Annotated in this window: 14 protein-coding genes; 8 read left to right on the top strand and 6 right to left on the bottom strand. The window is 61.8% G+C overall.

Annotation, left to right across the window (positions count from 1 at the left end):
* Window positions 1-34: 34 nt before the first annotated feature.
* The 3 genes from DKY63_RS32285 to DKY63_RS31140 all read right to left on the bottom strand — a co-directional run bounded on the left by DKY63_RS32285 (window position 35) and on the right by DKY63_RS31140 (window position 2,972).
* On the bottom strand, window positions 35-403 hold the full coding sequence (locus DKY63_RS32285; protein ID WP_162634946.1) for a hypothetical protein: 369 nt from the start codon (window positions 401-403) through the stop codon (window positions 35-37).
* Window positions 400-1,809, bottom strand: coding sequence for a PAAR domain-containing protein (locus DKY63_RS31145; protein ID WP_110967646.1), 1,410 nt, complete (start codon window positions 1,807-1,809; stop codon window positions 400-402). Before DKY63_RS31145 ends, DKY63_RS32285 begins: the two co-directional genes overlap by 4 nt.
* A 206-nt stretch (window positions 1,810-2,015) precedes the next feature.
* On the bottom strand, window positions 2,016-2,972 hold the full coding sequence (locus tag DKY63_RS31140) for a threonine dehydratase (protein WP_110967645.1): 957 nt from the start codon (window positions 2,970-2,972) through the stop codon (window positions 2,016-2,018).
* A gap of 95 nt (window positions 2,973-3,067) precedes the next feature.
* Here DKY63_RS31140 and DKY63_RS31135 point away from each other — a divergent pair, with 95 nt between their 5' ends.
* The 7 genes from DKY63_RS31135 to phnE all read left to right on the top strand — a co-directional run bounded on the left by DKY63_RS31135 (window position 3,068) and on the right by phnE (window position 11,376).
* Window positions 3,068-3,868 (top strand): helix-turn-helix transcriptional regulator, encoded by an 801-nt coding sequence (locus DKY63_RS31135; RefSeq protein WP_430523137.1) that lies wholly within the window; start codon window positions 3,068-3,070, stop codon window positions 3,866-3,868.
* Between the two features lie 135 nt (window positions 3,869-4,003).
* Window positions 4,004-5,341, top strand: a complete 1,338-nt coding sequence (locus DKY63_RS31130) for an MFS transporter (protein ID WP_110967644.1) — start codon at window positions 4,004-4,006, stop codon at window positions 5,339-5,341.
* A 263-nt stretch (window positions 5,342-5,604) separates the two neighbouring features.
* A complete protein-coding gene (locus DKY63_RS31125) occupies window positions 5,605-7,731 on the top strand; it encodes a TonB-dependent receptor family protein (RefSeq protein WP_110967643.1) in 2,127 nt (708 codons plus the stop codon).
* A 414-nt stretch (window positions 7,732-8,145) separates the two neighbouring features.
* On the top strand, window positions 8,146-8,997 hold the full coding sequence (locus DKY63_RS31115; RefSeq protein ID WP_110967642.1) for a putative selenate ABC transporter substrate-binding protein: 852 nt from the start codon (window positions 8,146-8,148) through the stop codon (window positions 8,995-8,997).
* Window positions 8,994-9,791: a phosphonate ABC transporter ATP-binding protein gene (locus tag DKY63_RS31110; RefSeq protein WP_110967641.1), complete on the top strand. Its 798-nt coding sequence runs from the start codon at window positions 8,994-8,996 to the stop codon at window positions 9,789-9,791. Before DKY63_RS31115 ends, DKY63_RS31110 begins: the two co-directional genes overlap by 4 nt.
* Window positions 9,785-10,612 (top strand): PhnE/PtxC family ABC transporter permease, encoded by an 828-nt coding sequence (locus tag DKY63_RS31105; protein WP_110967640.1) that lies wholly within the window; start codon window positions 9,785-9,787, stop codon window positions 10,610-10,612. Before DKY63_RS31110 ends, DKY63_RS31105 begins: the two co-directional genes overlap by 7 nt.
* Entirely contained in the window at window positions 10,609-11,376 is a 768-nt protein-coding gene (gene phnE, locus DKY63_RS31100) for a phosphonate ABC transporter, permease protein PhnE (protein ID WP_110967639.1), read from the top strand. The genes DKY63_RS31105 and phnE overlap by 4 nt, the downstream gene beginning before the upstream one ends.
* 2 nt (window positions 11,377-11,378) lie before the next feature.
* On the opposite strand, the gene DKY63_RS31095 is transcribed toward phnE, so the two are convergent.
* From DKY63_RS31095 to DKY63_RS31085, 3 genes are all read right to left on the bottom strand, one after another.
* On the bottom strand, window positions 11,379-12,071 hold the full coding sequence (locus tag DKY63_RS31095) for an RES family NAD+ phosphorylase (protein WP_110967638.1): 693 nt from the start codon (window positions 12,069-12,071) through the stop codon (window positions 11,379-11,381).
* On the bottom strand, window positions 12,065-12,469 hold the full coding sequence (locus DKY63_RS31090) for an antitoxin Xre-like helix-turn-helix domain-containing protein (RefSeq protein ID WP_110967637.1): 405 nt from the start codon (window positions 12,467-12,469) through the stop codon (window positions 12,065-12,067). The genes DKY63_RS31095 and DKY63_RS31090 overlap by 7 nt, the downstream gene beginning before the upstream one ends.
* A 204-nt stretch (window positions 12,470-12,673) precedes the next feature.
* Window positions 12,674-13,801, bottom strand: a complete 1,128-nt coding sequence (locus tag DKY63_RS31085; RefSeq protein WP_110967636.1) for a GGDEF domain-containing protein — start codon at window positions 13,799-13,801, stop codon at window positions 12,674-12,676.
* 385 nt (window positions 13,802-14,186) lie between these two features.
* Between DKY63_RS31085 and katG the strand changes: the two genes are divergently transcribed.
* Window positions 14,187-16,454 (top strand): catalase/peroxidase HPI, encoded by a 2,268-nt coding sequence (katG, locus tag DKY63_RS31080; RefSeq protein WP_110967635.1) that lies wholly within the window; start codon window positions 14,187-14,189, stop codon window positions 16,452-16,454.
* Window positions 16,455-16,710 lie beyond the last annotated feature (256 nt).

Below are 16,710 nucleotides of genomic sequence, written 5' to 3'. Positions count from 1 at the left end.
TTTTTAAAGAAAAAAACCTGCCCCCTTTTAAAGACTAAATCCCTATACTCACCAGCACTCCCATTGAGATAAAAACAACCATAAAGCCCCATTGCAGAGCGACTAGTTTCCACTTAAGAGACAACGGAAAATTTTTTATATCCTCGGCATTGACAATTCCATGCCTCAAGAAAAAACCCGGAAACGCCACAACAAACGCGATCCCTCCCACAAGCTGCATTTTCCCGTAAGGCCCTGAACTATTTCTTGTGACGCTAGTTATTGATGAAGAGCTGTTTTTAAAATAACCGCATAGACGCTCACCTTGGGTATAACCCAAGTAAAGTGCAAATCCAATGCAGACAAATAGAGCAACTATCACAATGCAAACTAAGCCATCAACGACCAAGGTTGTTGTAGTCATTTCGTCGACTCGTAAATAATTTCACCACCCTTTTCACCAAATTTGGCTCCCAAAGTGCTTCCTACATATGAACCAGTACCCGCCACGACAATACTGCACGCCAACGTTCCTAGCCCGCCTGTAGGCACACCCAATCCGACACAAATGGTGCCGACAACCGGGGGAGCTAACAACGAACCGGCTGCCATACCGCCGCCGACGCCTACAAGAAAGCTACCTGTCTCGGTAAACCTGACCCGCTCACACGCCTCAGCATTCCCCGCCGTACACACCTCCTGAACCTTCAACGCAGACACCCCTCCCCCAATCGCCGTCCCCACCCAACCCCCGTACTGAACATATTTAGAAGCCTTCGCCACCCCCTCTAAATAATTCGCATGCCCTGCTATCTGCCCTCCCGGACTGGCCTCAGTCCATAGGTGCACCAAACTCTGACTGGAAATCCCCAACTTCTTTTTCAAGTTGACATGATCAGGAATCCCGATGCTCTTGCGGGTCAGTTTCGTCAAATGGGTATTGAGTTGTGCCAGCAGGCGCTGGCGTTCTGCGAAGAAAGTGGGCGAGCGCAGGTTTCCATCTCTTTGCAGCGTTTTTTGCTGCAACTCTTCGAGATCCTTGATGGATTTGCCAACGTTATCCAGATTGTTTTTGAAGATGCTCGCGCCGACACCGACTGCGTTCGAGCCATAACCGAGGAATGTCTGGAGGGTGTCGCGATGGCGCACCAGAAAGTCCGCCTCTTCCGCACTGAGCGTTTCGATAATCCGGTTGGTCTTCGCCGCCACGTCCATGAGCAACGCTTCTTGCCTGGTGCATTGGTAGTTATTCGGATCACTGAGCACGATCATCGAGCCGGCTTTGACATCCCCCAAGTTGGGATTGAGCAACTTGAATTTGCCCATCACCGCCGGATCACGGAGGGTAAACAGGCTGGATTCCAGTTGCTCACGGGTCGTGCTCTTGGGAACGATGTAGAAGCCGGGCTCCGCCGCCGGCGTGTCGTTGGAGCGCTCGGGTGGTGGACTGTTTCGCCGAGTCACGACGCCCGATGGATACGAGGCTACGAATTCGCTCGGTGATGGGGCCGGCTGAGCTCCAGTCAGAGCGGCTCGCAGTGAAGTGGCGCGGCGGGACTCATACTTGTGCTGGGTAAACGAATGGATCAGCTCGGCTGTACAGGGGCAGCTGCTGACGCTGTCCAGCGTGCCCGCAACCAATCGTCCATGACTGTTGATGAATGAAATACCGCCCTCAATGTGGTAGGTCTTGCCGTCCTTGCCGCAGGTGACCGGATCCCCTGCGCGAGCATGGGCGATGCCAAACATCGAGACCCGTGTATCGGCGTCCATCACCTCGCCACCGCAGGTGGTCTTGTCGCCCTTGCGAATGAAATAGCCTTTATCCATTGATTGCGTTCCTTGTCTATTACGTTGCGAGACACCCACTCGGGATCAAGTAGGCGTCACGCAAGGTACGGCGGCAAAGAAGCAATTCAAGGCGATTGGGGCAAGTTCAGACGTTTCCTACGCATACCTCAGAAAGAGAGAAGAGTACCTGTGGGATTTTGCGACTCGGCCTGCCATTTCGGCGCAGACCTCGATTTAAATCGCCCTCACCCAATCACCCGCGCATACACCGACCGATCAATATTCCCCCCCGACAAAACCACCCCCACATTCTTCCCCTGCATCTCTCCCCGCTCCACCATCAACGCCGCCAACGCCGATGCCCCCGCCCCTTCAGCCAGGTTATGCGTATCCGTGTAATACACCCGCATAGCCTCGGCGATCTGCTCTTCACTCACTGCCACAATCCGCGCAGCGCCCTTCGCATACACCGCAAACGCCTCCGGAATCGGCTTCCTCACGGCCAACCCATCGGCAAAGGTATTCGCCGATTCGGTCTCACGAATTTCCCCCGCTTCAAACGACAACTTCGCAGCCGCCGCCTCGGTCGACACCACCCCCACCACTTCGGCCTTCAACCCCAACGCATCCCTCGCTGCGATGACTGCGCAGATCCCCGACCCGCAACCGATCGGCACGTAGACGGTGTCCAGGTCCGGTGCAGCGGTGAACAGTTCCAGGGCATAGGTGGCAACACCCTTGACCAGTTCAGTGTGAAATGGCGGTACGAGGTAGAGGTCGTGCTGTTTTGCCAGGCGTGCGGCTTCTTCGCGGGCTTCGTCGAAGTCGCGGCCGTATTCGACGACTTCGCCGCCGAAGCCGCGCATGGCGTTGTTCTTTTCGATGGAGTTGCCCTTGGGCACGACGATCAGGGCGCGCAGGCCCAGGGCGCTGGCGGCGAAGGCCTGGCTTTGGCCGTGGTTGCCGCGGGTGGCGGTGACGATGCCTTTGGCTTCGGGGTGGGCGCGTTTGAGCCAGTGCATGAAGGTGATGCCGCCGCGCACTTTGAAGGCGCCGGTGGGGGTGTGGTTTTCGTGTTTGACCCAGACGGTGCAGCCCAGGCGTTCGGACAGTAGCGGCCAACGGTATTGCGCGGTGGCGGGCATGGCCTGGTAGACCTGGCGGGCGGCTTGCTGGATGTCGTCGAGGGTGAGTGTGTGCATGGCGGCTTCCTTGAGGTTTTGCTGAGTCTAGGCACGAATGTCCGCGAGCGGCTTTCAGAAAACTGACCTGACTTTTACACCCGCTGTTTACTACTATGGGCCTCATGAACCGTCGAAATCGCCCCTCCTCACCACCGCTATCCGAACCGGTCCGCCGGATCGAGGCCGGGTCGTGGGCGATTGAATTGTTGCCCGGGGCGGCTTATGCGACGCGGTATGTGGCGACGCAATCGGCGATTGGTTTTGCCTTCGACAGTCAGCGCGGGCTGCACGCCATCGGCAGTGACCGGGTACAGCCTTTCGATGCGTTGCCCAACGGGCTGGCGTTCGTGCCGGTTGGTTGTGATGTGTTGTCGGAGTCGCCCAAGGGCGGTGAATACCTGCGGGTGTTGCGCACGGACGGCGTGGCGTTGACGGGTGACCAGGCGTTCAACAATCGCATCGATCCGCAGGCGATTGCCCTGGCGTTGCGCATGCGCGGGGCGTTGTTGCGGCCTTCGATGGCGGACGATTGGGAGGCTTGGGCGTTGGCCCTGGCCGAGCGGGCTCAGGGCGATGAGGTGGTGGTGCTGGGTTCGATCACCGGCAGCCGCATGCGTTTGCTCGATGAGTTCATCGACGCGGGGCTCGACGGGGCGCTGGGGGTGAAGGCGATGGCGGATCTGCTGGGGTTGTCCGAGGGCTATTTCATGCGGGCCTTCAAGCAGGCGACCGGGCAGAGTCCGCACAGTTATCTGATTGATCGACGCCTGGCGCGGGCCCGGGCGTTGATGCGCGATTCGAAGGCGACGCTGGCGCAGATCGCCCTGGCCTGCGGCTTCAACTCTCAGGCGCATATGGCGACAGCCTTCCGGCAGCGGCTGGGGGTCAGTCCGCTGCAGTTGCGCAACGCTTGAAGCGGCTGGCCTGAATCCTGCTTTCTTCAGTGACCAAACGTCGGTGCTGACTACGCGGATGACACTTTTGAAGTGAGCCGCGCCGGTGGCTGCCCCGATAATCGAAGGATTACTGACGACAGGTCGAGGTCAAGCATGACGAGCACAGCTACGCAGCAGGTCAGCCCGCAAACCCTACGCAAAGTGATTGTCGCGGCCGGCATCGGCAATTTTGTCGAGTGGTTCGACTTTGCTGTCTATGGCTTTTTGGCCACGACCATCGCCCAACAATTTTTCCCCAGTACCGATGCCAGCGCGGCGTTGCTCAAGACCTTTGCGGTGTTCGCGGTGGCCTTTGCGTTTCGCCCACTGGGCGGGATTTTCTTTGGCATGCTGGGGGACAGGATCGGGCGCAAGCGCACGCTGGCGGCGACGATTCTGTTGATGGCGGCGGCCACGACCTTGATCGGGTTGTTGCCGACCTATGCGGCGATCGGGGTGGCGGCGCCGATTCTGTTGTCGCTGATTCGCTGTGCCCAGGGCTTTTCCGCAGGCGGTGAGTATGCGGGGGCCTGCGCCTATCTGATGGAGCATGCGCCGAATGACAAGCGCGCCTGGTATGGCAGCTTCATTCCGGTGTCGACCTTTGCCGCCTTTGCTTCGGCGGCGGTGCTGGCGTTTGCGCTGGAAGCGTCGTTGTCGGCCGAGGCGATGGCGAGTTGGGGTTGGCGCCTGCCGTTCCTGGTGGCGGCTCCGTTGGGGCTGGTCGGGCTTTACTTGCGCTGGAAGCTGGATGAGACGCCGGCGTTCCAGGCAGTGACTCAGGAGCACGACGTGGCCCACTCGCCGCTCAAGGAAACTTTGCGCAATCACGGTGCGGCGATGTGCTGCCTGGGCGCTTTTGTGTCGCTGACGGCGTTGTCGTTTTACATGTTCACCACTTACTTCGCGACGTATCTGCAGGTGGCCGGGGGGCTGAGTCGGGCGACGTCGTTGCTGGTGTCGTTGATCGCCCTGGTGTTCGCAGCGCTGATTTGCCCGGTGGCCGGGTTGTATTCGGATCGGGTCGGGCGACGCAGGACGGTGATGACGGCTTGCGGGTTGCTGATTGTGGTGGTGTATCCGTCGTTTCTGATGGCCAGTTCCGGGTCGTTTGCCGGGTCGGTGGTTGGGGTGATGTTGCTGGCCGTTGGGGCGGTGTTGTGCAATGTGGTTACTGCTGCCCTGCTCTCGGAAACCTTTCCGACGCGGACCCGGTATACGGCGTCGGCGGTGACTTACAACATGGCGTACACCTTGTTTGGCGGGACAGCGCCGTTGATGGCGACGTGGTTGATCAGCACGACGGGGAGCAATTTGTCGCCGGCGTTTTATTTGATGGCGGTGGCGTTGTTGGGGTTGGCGGGTGGGTTGGCGTTGCGCGAGACGTCGCGGATATCCCTGCATGATGTGCCCACGCAAGAGAGCGGTTCCGCCAAGGCTGTCGAGGCCTGACGGGAACCTTGGGTGCTTTTCTGTAGGAGCGAGCATGCTCGCGATGAACCCGAGGGCGCAGTGGGGTGTCAGGTTTCCCGCGTCATCGTTCACTTCCATCGCGAGCATGCTCGCTCCTACAGTTGGCTGAGGACGCAGCGGTCAGGTTTCTGCGTTTTCGCTCGCAGGTATTTGAAAAAAAACAAAATCCCCATGTGTTTCCTTCGTTCTTCCATACGTCGCAGTTGCTCACTGCCTGTTCCTGATCGTATGGAGTTCTGCCAATGCCCTCGCCCAAATCCCTGCCCGCCGCGTTGCTCGGCCTGACGCTGGCCTGTCCGGCCGTGGCGCAGGCCGAGGGTCTGGAGTTGGGGCAGGTGTTGATCGGGGCTGAGGATCGTCAGGGCGAGGATCAGTCTGTCGAAGAGGCACAGGCACGCCTGGCGCAGGTGCCGGGCGGGACCAACGTGGTGGATATGCGTCGCCCGCTGCAAGGGCGGGTGGCGAGCAATCAGGATGTGTTGGCCTATCAGCCGGGGGTCTATGCCCAGTCTTCGGGCAACGAAGGGGTGAAGATTTCGATTCGCGGCTCGGGAATCAACCGCGCACCCGGCGCGCATGCTTCGGGGTTGTACACGATGCTCGACGGCCTGCCGCTGACCGGCCCGGGTGGTACGCCTTACGAGTTGCTGGAGCCGCTGTGGCTCGATCATGTGGAGGTGCTGCGCGGCGCCAATGGCTTTGATCGCGGGGCGTTGGCTCTGGGCGGGGCCATCGACTACGTCAGCCATACCGGTTACAACGCGCCGAAATTGCAGGTGCGTTACGCCACGGGCAGTCATGGCTATCAGCAGCGTCAGGTCAGTTCCGGACAGGTGCTCGGTAACTTCGATTACTACATGGCCGCCACCGATGCGCAGTCCGACGGTTATCAGGACCACACCCAGAGCGAGAGCCAGGGCCTGATCGCCAACTTCGGTTATCGCTTCAACCCGAATCTGGAAACGCGTTTTTATCTGCGCTACCGCGAGACCGACAACGACCTGGCCGGTCGCGTGACCAAGCACTCCATCGAGCACGATCCGCGCGCGGCGAACCCGACCTATGTACTGCGCGATGACAGTCGCAAGCAGCCGGGCAGCACGTTCATCGGCAACAAGACCACCTTCTATATCGATGATGATTCGAGCATTCAGACGGGGCTGGTTTACCACGACTACCCGATGGACCTGCGCGAAGGACCGAACCTCTTGAAGGTGGCGTACACCGATGTCAGCGGCACCTTCGACTACAAGCGCCGCGACACGCTGTGGGGCCTGCAGAGCAATAGCACGGTGGGCTTGCGGGTGACCAAGCATCTGCCGAACGATGGTGCCAGCGAGAGCGTACGAATCCCCACGGGCAACACCGCCGGTTTTGCTCCGGGCACGCCCATGCGCAACTTCACCTATCAGGGTTCGGACACGGTCCTGCATGGGGGCAATGACCTGGAGATCGCCGACGACCTGTGGCTGACCACCGGGCTGGCGGCCATCTACACCCGCCGGGAGAGCGCGGTGACCTATCCCGATGGCGGTGGCAAGACCAGCATGGGCGATTGGGATTACGCGCCGCGGGTGGGTCTGCGTTATCAGTTGACGCCGGATGTGCAGGTGTTCGGCAACCTCAGTCGCTCGGTGGAGGCGCCGCATCCGTGGTCGCTGATCTACAGCGCCAACCAGCGCTTCCCGGCGGGCAGCGGTCCGGCCACCGGGACCCAGCGTGATCCGGTCGAGTTGCAGAACCAGACCGCGACCACCCTGGAACTGGGTGGCCGTGGCGATAGCCGGATCGGGCAATGGAGCCTGTCCTGGTATTACTCGCAGGTGCGGCATGAGCTGCTCTCGGTATTGCCCGACGCCAACGCCACCACGCCTTATGAACTCAATGCCAGCCCTACGGTGCACCAAGGCGTGGAAGCTGGCTTGCAGAGTGATCTGTGGTCGGCGGCCGATGGCGGTCGCTTGAGCTTGCGCCAGGCTTATACCTTCAGTGACTTCCACTACCGCGATGATGATCGTTTCGGCGACAACCGATTGCCGGGGCTGCCGATGCACTACTACCAGGGCGAGTTGCGCTACGACTGGGCGCAGGGATTCTTTGCCGCGGTGAATACGCAACTGGTGTCGAAGGTGGCGGTGGATTATGCCAACAGCTACTACGCCGATCCGTATGCGCTGTTTGGCGCGACCCTGGGTTTCAATGCACCCAAGGGCGACTGGCAGACCTGGCTGGATATTCGCAACCTGACCGACAAGCACTACGCCGCGACGGTGACACCGGGGTATGACGACAAGGGACTGGATGCGGCGCGGTCGACGCCGGGTGAAGGGTTTGGGGCGTATGTCGGGGTGTCGTGGAGTTTGCTGTGATGCACCCCAATCATTCTGACGGCCCGCGTTATCGTTGACGTCCATCGCGGGCAAGCCCGCTCCCACAGGTTTTCGCGTCGTACACAAATATTGTGGTTAGCGCGGTTACTGTAGGAGCGAGCCTGCTCGCGATGAATGCCCAGGCACCGCGGGCAATCAGGTAGCTCGCGTCATCGTTGACGACCATCGCGAGCAGGCTCGCTCCTACAGTGGCTTCGGTTGATCACACATCTTGCGTACAACAAATAACCCTGTGGGAGCGGGCTTGCCCGCGAAGGCGGCGGCCCTGGCAACATTGTTGGTGGCTGACACACCGCTTTCGCGAGCAGGCTCGCTCCTACAATTCAGGGGGTGCCCGTAGTGTCATTTCGGCTACCCTTGCAAAGCGCCCCGCTAACGAAACGGAGAACTTCCATGCTCAAGCGTACCCTGGCTCTGGCTGTCGGCCTGACCCTGACTGTCTCTACCCTGCTCGCCCAGGCCGCGGAGACGCTGAAGGTCAGCGCCATCCCCGATGAGGCCCCCACCGAACTGCTGCGCAAATTCAAGCCATTGGGCGCCTATCTGGAGCAGCAACTGGGCATGAAGGTCGAGTTCGTGCCGGTGAGTGATTACCCGGCGGTGGTCGAGGCGCTGGCCACCGACCGCATCGACCTGGCCTGGCTCGGCGGCTTCACCTTTGTCCAGGCACGCTTGAAGACCGGCAATGCCATCCCGTTGGTGCAGCGTGAACAGGACGCCAAGTTCACCAGCAAATTCATCACCGCCGACCCGAACGTCAAATCCCTTGCGGACCTCAAGGGCAAGTCCTTCGCTTTCGGCTCGGTGTCGTCCACCTCGGGCAGCCTGATGCCGCGCTACTTCATGCTCAAGGACGGGATCAAGCCGGAGACCTACTTCAGCCGCGTCGGCTATTCCGGTGCCCATGACGCCACCGTCGCCTGGGTGCAGGCCGGCAAGGTCGATGCCGGGGTGCTGAACGCCAGTGTCTGGGAAAAACTGGTGGCCGCCGGCAAGGTCGATACCGACAAGGTCAAGGTGTTCGCCACCACCCCGGCGTACTTCGATTACAACTGGACCGTGCGCGGCACACTCGACCCGGCGCTGGCGAACAAGATCAAGGCCGCGTTCCTCGCACTTGATCCGGCGAAACCTTCGGACAAGGAGATTCTCGACCTGCAGGCCGCCAGCCGCTTCATCGAGACCAGCCCCGACAACTACAAGGGTATCGAAGAAGCCGCCCGCGCCGCCGACCTGCTCAAATGACCTTGAAGCTGACCGCTGTCACCCTTACCCACGCCAACGGGGTCCAGGCCCTGCGCGGCGTGGACCTGCACATCGCGGCCGGCGAACAGGTGGCGATCATCGGCCCTTCCGGCGCGGGTAAATCCAGCCTGCTCAACCTGCTGGCAACGGCCCTGCGCCCTGGCAGCGGTGAGGTCCAGTTGCTGGGCGAGCGCGCCTGGCAACTGTCGGCCCGTCAGCGTCAGCGCCTGCGTGCGCGTATCGGCCTGGTGCACCAGGCGCCGCCGCTGCCGCCGCGTCAGCGAGTGATCACGGCGGTATTGGCCGGCAAGCTGGGGCAGTGGAGTCTGGGCAAGAGCCTGTTGAACCTGTTGCACCCGGTGGATATTCCTGGCGCTCGCGCGGCGCTGGCCCGGCTGGACCTGGGCGACAAGTTGTTCGCGCAATGCCAGCAATTGTCCGGCGGGCAGTTGCAGCGCGTTGGCGTGGCCCGGGTGCTCTATCAGGCACCCGAAGTGCTGCTGGCCGATGAGCCGGTGTCGGCGATGGACCCGGTGCTGGCCGGGCACACCCTGACGGTGCTGTGCCGGCATGCCCGCGAGCACCAGGTGACGCTGGTCGCCAGCCTGCATGCGGTGGAGCTGGCGCTGGGGCATTTCTCGCGAATCATCGGCCTGCGCGATGGGCAGATCCTCTTCGATCTGCCGTCCGCCGAAGTCGACCGCGAATTGCTCGACAGGCTGTACGCCAATGAGCAACTGCAATCCCCTCCGGCACCCGTGGCGCCCCTGAGCCTGCAGATTCCGCGATGCTGACCGGTGACTCCCGAGACCCCGCTACCCTGCCCCGCCTGCTGCTCGGCCTGCTGGCAATTGCCCTGCTGTGGCCCGGCATCCGCTTCAGCGAGCTGGACCTTGGCGTGCTGCTGTCCAGCGGCAGCCAGAGCGAAATGGGCCGCTTTGTCGCGACCTTCTGGCCACCGGCCTATGGCGAGGAATTCCTTGAACTGCTGTGGCAAGCCACCCTGCAAACCCTGGCGATTGCCACTGCCGGCATGACCCTGGCGCTGCTGTTGGCGGTGCCCGCCAGCCTGTTGGCCAGCCGGGCGTTGTCGCTGTCGGCGGCGTCCCTTGCCGGTCGCCCAAGCCTGTTGGGCCGGTTGTTGCGCTGGCCGGTGCGCGGTTTGCTGATCTTTCTGCGCAGCGTGCCGGAGATCGTCTGGGCGTTGCTGTTCGTCCGCGCCGTGGGCCTGGGCCCGACCGCCGGGGTGCTGGCCATCGCCATCACCTACAGCGGCATGCTCGGCAAGGTGTACGCAGAGATTTTCGAGTCGGTGGACCAGCGCCCCGCCCACGCGCTGCTGCAAGCCGGCAGCGGTCGGCTCGCGGCGTTTGCCTACGGGATTTTGCCCAATGTCGCCGCCGAGTTGCTGTCGTACACGGTGTATCGCTGGGAGTGTGCGATCCGCGCTTCGGTGGTGATGGGCTTTGTCGGCGCCGGAGGTCTTGGCCAGCAGATGGACTTGTCGCTGCGCATGTTCGCCGGTGGTGAAGTGGCCAGCCTGTTGCTGACGTTTCTGGTGCTGGTGCTGCTGGCCGATCAACTCAGTCGCCTGTTGCGCTGGAGGCTGGGATGAATCGCCTGATCAACCTGGCGCTGCTGCTGGCCGTTGGCGTCGCAGTGGTCTCGTCGTTCGGTTATCTGGGCATCGACCTTGGCGCGCTGGGTGGCGGCGACAACCTCAAGCAAATGGGCGCATACGCCCGGCGTTTTCTCAGCCCCGACTTGAGCGCGAACCACCTGCAGGCCATCGCCCATGGCGCGCTGGAAACCATCGCCATGTCGGCCTTGGGCACCTTGCTGGCGGCGGTGTTCGGCCTGATTCTGGCGCTGCCGGCGGCCGGGCGTTTCGGCTGGCCGTTCAAGAGCGCCTCGCGCCTGTTGCTCAACGCGCTGCGGGCGATTCCGGAACTGGTGTGGGCGGCGCTGATGGTGCTGGCCGCCGGTCTCGGGCCGAACGCCGGCACCCTGGCGCTGGCCCTGCACACCACCGGCGTGCTCGGCCGCCTGTTCGCCGAAGCCCTGGAAAACACGCCGCCACAACCGGCCGAAGCGATTCGACTGCAAGGCGCCAATGCGCTGTGGGCGTTCTGTTACGGCACCCTGCCCAACCTGTTGCCGCAGCTGTTGGCGTACGTCCTGTACCGCTGGGAAAACAACATCCGCATGGCCAGCGTGTTGGGTTTTGTCGGCGCGGGCGGCTTGGGGCAGATGCTGTACGTCAGCCTCAGCCTGTTTCAGGAAGCCCAGGCCAGCACGGTGATTCTGGCGATGTTGCTGCTGGTGCTGGCCGTCGACTCGCTGAGCAGCTGGAGCCGGCAGCGCTGGGTGAAGGCCTGAAATCAGGCTTCGCTGATCTGGCTGACGCTGGTGATCTGCTGGTTCCAGACCATCTCGTAATGGGCCGTCTGGATGATCGACAGCACCGGCCTCGGGGTCATCAGGGCCCAGCAATGGCTGCCGGGCCGTCGCACAGAGTGGTACCGCAGCCCCGGGCAACCGGCCTGGCGGATGGTTTTGCCGAACGGTTGGGAATGGGTGTAGTGCTCGGGATCGTAGATCGGATCGCTCGGCGCCATGGCCGTCGCGTCTTGCATCGCCTTGTCCACGAATGAGCAGGACAGCCCGCGAAACACAAAGCGCTCGTAGTGCAGGTCCGGCACCCTGGACCAATACAGCGCTTGATGGTGCTGCACTTCGGCCAAGGCCGTCTCCATCGTGTCGGCCAGGTACAGCACGCCAAAACTGCCATCGCTGAAGCGAGAACCTGCCGGGTTGACGTGGGTGAAAGGCGCGGTCGCGTAGGAACAGCCGGTGATGCCGAAGGGAATCTCGCTGCGGGGGATCAGCTCCAGTTTCCCCAATTCGTTTTTCAGCCGTGGATTGGTCAGCGCCTGGATCTCGTACAACAGCTCGAATTCGTCGGCATCGGCCACGTCATCGAACATCGCAATCGGTGGAAACTTGGAATTGACCAGCCGATACGCCTGCAACGTTTCGCCCGCCAACAGGGGCAACCGCAGGCCCTTCACCATTGCGCGCCCCGCAGTGCGTCGATCCGGCGAAAGGTCTCGTACAGGGCGATCATGTCGCCCTGGGCCATGATCTCCAGCGGGCTGCGGCCGTTGAAAAACTCGTTGTCGTTGGGCATCGACACAAAGCCGTAGACGTTCTGCGGGTTATCGAAAATCAGGCGCAGGGTGGCGTGGATATTCAGCACGAAACTGATGCGCTGCATCTGGTCCGCATCCAGCGCCACCGACCAGCCGGGATCGCGCTGCCGGGCCCGGGTGTAGGTGCTGCGGGAAATGCGCAGCAAGCGACAGGCCTGATCGCTGCTGGCCTGCCATTTTTCCAGGATGCCAACGGCGGCGCGCAGGCCGGTGACGCACTGGTTTTTGCTGAAGCCCTGGGTCTGGAAGGCGAGTGACATGGCCAATACCTCGATTTGAATCTACAGATTCAAAAATACGCCTTCTGAGTCCATAGATCAAACAGCACCTGTAGGAGCGAGCCTGCTCGCGATGGTCGTTAACGATAACGCGGGCTGTCTGGCTAAACGCACGGCCCTTGAGTCCATCGCGAGCAGGCTCGCTCCTACAGTTGATTGGTGTATATCCGAGAAATCAGGTCAGCCCTAATCCGACACCACCACCTGATTGCGCCCCCGCGCCTTGGCGCGATAGAGCGCCTTGTCGGCATTGCTCATCAGGCTGTGCAGGTCCTTGTCGCTGGAGGCCATGGACGCCACGCCGACGCTGGCGGTGATGCAGTGCACCGGCCCGGTCATCAACCCGGCGATGGAATGAACGAGTGCTTCGGCAATGTTTTGCGCGTCTTCGAGGGAGGTTTCCGGCAGCAATACGGCAAATTCCTCACCGCCCAGCCGCCCATACACATCAGCTTCGCGAAACGATCGACTGATCACCACGCCCATCTGCCGCAACACCTGATCGCCGACCTGATGGCCATAGGTGTCGTTGATGTGCTTGAAGTGGTCCATGTCCAGCATCACCGCGCACAGCGGCAACTGGTAGTTCTGGCAGTGGTTGTACAGGCGCTGCGCCTGCTCGAAGAACGCCCGGCGATTGCGCAGGCCGGTCAGTTCATCGGTTTGCGCGGCACGGGTGGAGATGCTGTGCGCCAGTTCCATTTCACGGGTCAGGCGGAAGGCGGTTTCCAGAGCATCGGAGAGTTTGCGGGTGGCGCTGCACACGAAGGACGCGAAGACCAGCACCGCGACGCCCATGCCGAATTGCAGGCTGGACGGCTGCAGCATCAGCCAGAAGGTCGACGGCAACAGCACCAGGGCGATGGAGACCACCGTCATGTAGCGATAGGCCGAGTAGCAGGACACCGCGCTGACGGACATGCCCACGGTGAACAGCATCACCAGCGCCTGGGCCAACAGATCATCGGCCGGCATCACGGCCAGCGCGCCACCGCCCCATATGGCGGCGGACAGCGACAGGGTCGTCAGGTAGATCAGTTCCCAGCGTTGCGGGGTGCGGGTGGCTTGCGAGCTGCGGAAATACACCGCGAACATCGAAATGCGGATCAGCGTGGAAGCCGTGAGCAAGGCAATCCACAGGTTCATGATGTGGTGGTCGAAGCGGTCCCAGCAGAGCCAGCACAGCATGACCAGACCCAGAAAGCTGCCAAATACTGCGGTTACCGATTGCCGGAACAGCTGATGCAATCGGTCAGTGCGCACCTGCTGGGCGATAAAGCGTTCCTGCTCGAGCCGAAATCCAGGGCCATCCATTGTGTTCGCCTGATAATGCTGCGGTGACGTTGACTATTGTGGCACATCGCTAGGACACATCTGCACAACTCTGTGCGCCGCTGAAAGATTCCGCCTATCGGCAACCAATACTCCGACTATTAGCTGACTCAACGATAGGGGTCTAGCCTTAGTGGGCGCCGGGGATGTCTGGCCGGCACAGACCTGATGTGAAGATAAGAATGAGTCAGATACTGACCAGGGATAGTGGCAATTTAATTGCCACTGCAGTTGATGCCCATACGACCCCGTCGATCAGCGGATCGACAGACGGGTCCGGCAGCCTGAGTCATGGATTTCGCTCGCTTCTATTCCAGGCCCCAACAGGCCGGGAAGCTGACTGAACTCGACCGAGGGTAGCTCACACATGGCAAACGAATCGAAATGCCCGTTCAATCACGCCGCTGGCGGCGGTACTCGCAACCGCGACTGGTGGCCGAATCAACTGAACCTGAACATCCTGCACCAGCATTCGCCCCTGTCCACCCCGGCGGATGAGGGCTTCGACTATGCCGATGCCTACAAGAAACTCGACTTTGCCGCCGTCAAGCGCGACCTCACCGCGCTGATGACCGACTCACAGGACTGGTGGCCCGCCGACTTCGGCCACTATGGCCCGCTGTTCGTGCGCATGTCCTGGCACGCCGCCGGCACCTATCGCACTGCCGACGGACGCGGTGGCGCCGGTTCCGGCCAGCAACGCTTCGCCCCGCTCAACAGCTGGCCGGACAACGTCAGCCTCGACAAGGCCCGCCGCCTGCTGTGGCCGATCAAGCAAAAGTATGGCCGCAACATTTCCTGGGCCGACCTGATCGTGCTTGCCGGCAACGTCGCGCTGGAGTCCATGGGCTTCAAGACCTTCGGCTATTCCGGTGGCCGCCCCGACGTGTGGGAACCGGACGAAGACGTGTACTGGGGTTCGGAAACCAAATGGCTGGGCGGTGATACCCGTTATGCCAGTGACAGCGACAATGACAACAAACCCGTGCAGGATCCCGGCGATGGGCCGCTGGTGGCCGAGCCCGGCAAAAACGAAGACAGCCGTACCGAACACGGCCGCAACCTGGAAAACCCTCTGGCCGCCGTACAAATGGGCCTGATCTACGTCAACCCTGAAGGCCCCGAAGGCGAGCCGGACCCGGTCAAGTCGGCGCTGGACATCCGCGAAACCTTCGCCCGCATGGCGATGGACGACGAAGAAACCGTGGCACTGATCGCCGGTGGCCACGCCTTCGGCAAGACCCACGGCGCCGGCCCTGCCGATCACGTCGGGCCGGAACCGGAAGCCGCCGGCCTGGAACAACAGGGCCTGGGCTGGAAAAGCACCTTCGGCACCGGCAAGGGACCGGACACCATCACCAGCGGCCTGGAAGTGACCTGGACCAACACCCCCACCAAGTGGAGCAACAACTACCTGGAAAACCTGTTCGGCTTCGAGTGGGAACTGACCAAGAGCCCGGCCGGTGCCAATCAGTGGAAACCCAAGAACGGCGCGGGCGCAGGCGCCATCCCGGATGCGTTCGACGCCTCCAAGCGGCGTGAACCACGCATGCTGACCTCGGACCTGGCACTGCGTTTCGACCCGATCTACGAGCCGATTTCCCGGCGCTTCCTGCAGAACCCGGATCAACTGGCCGACGCCTTCGCCCGCGCCTGGTTCAAGCTGATCCACCGCGACATGGGCCCGCTGTCGCGCTACCTCGGCCCGGAACTGCCCAAGGAAGAGCTGCTATGGCAAGACCCGATCCCGGCGGTCGATCACGCGCTGATCGGCGATGCCGACATCGCCGCGCTCAAGGGCAAAATCCAGGCCAGCGGCCTGAGCGTCTCGCAACTGGTGTCGACGGCCTGGGCCTCGGCTTCCACCTTCCGTGGCTCCGACAAACGCGGTGGTGCCAACGGCGCACGCCTGCGCCTGGAACCGCAGAAATCCTGGAAAGCCAACCAGCCGGATCAACTGGGTAACGTGCTGGGCAAACTCGAAAGCATCCAGAAGGAGTTCAACAGCGGCGGCAAGAAAGTCTCCCTGGCGGACCTGATCGTGCTCGCCGGTAACGTCGGTGTTGAACAGGCGGCGAAGAACGCCGGGCAAACCGTCACCGTACCGTTCTCGCCGGGGCGGATGGACGCCAGCCAGGAACAGACCGACGTCGAATCCTTCGGCTTCCTTGAACCGATCGCCGACGGCTTCCGCAACTACCTCAAGTCCCGTTATCGCATTTCGGCCGAGCACCTGCTGATCGACAAGGCGCAACTGCTGACCCTGACCGCCCCACAAATGACCGCGCTGATCGGAGGCCTGCGCGTCCTCGACACCAACGTCGGGCAAACCGCCCATGGCGTGTTCACCACGCGCAAGGGCGCGCTGACCAACGACTTCTTCGTCAACCTGCTGGACATGGGGACGGAATGGAAACCGACTTCCGCCACCAATGAAGAGTTCGAAGGCCGCGACCGCAAGACCGGCCAGGCCAAATGGACCGCCACCCGGGTCGACCTGGTGTTCGGCGCCAACGCGCAGTTGCGGGCACTGGCGGAGTTCTATGCCAGCGACGACAACAAGGACAAGTTCGTGAAGGACTTCGTGGCGGCGTGGGCCAAGGTGATGGACCTGGACCGTTTTGATCTGAAGTGATGTAACCAGCAAGGCCACGGCCACCTTTGCACTTTGCAGAGGTGGCCGTTTTATTTCCTGTCGACTGCACATTCCTCTGTAGGAGCGAGCATGCTCGCGATGGACGCCCAGACAACGCGGGCATCCAGATAACCCGCGTTTTCGTTAACGACCATCGCGAGCGTGCTCGCTCCTACAGGAGTACGCGTTCCCCTGTGGGAGCGGGCTTGCCCGCGATGGGGCCGGCACATTCAGCATCAACGGCGCCTGACACACC

This window comes from Pseudomonas putida (assembly GCF_003228315.1).
In the GTDB taxonomy this organism is placed as follows: Bacteria; Pseudomonadota; Gammaproteobacteria; order Pseudomonadales; family Pseudomonadaceae; genus Aquipseudomonas; species Aquipseudomonas putida_S.
This window is presented reverse-complemented; position numbering and strand designations above follow the sequence as displayed.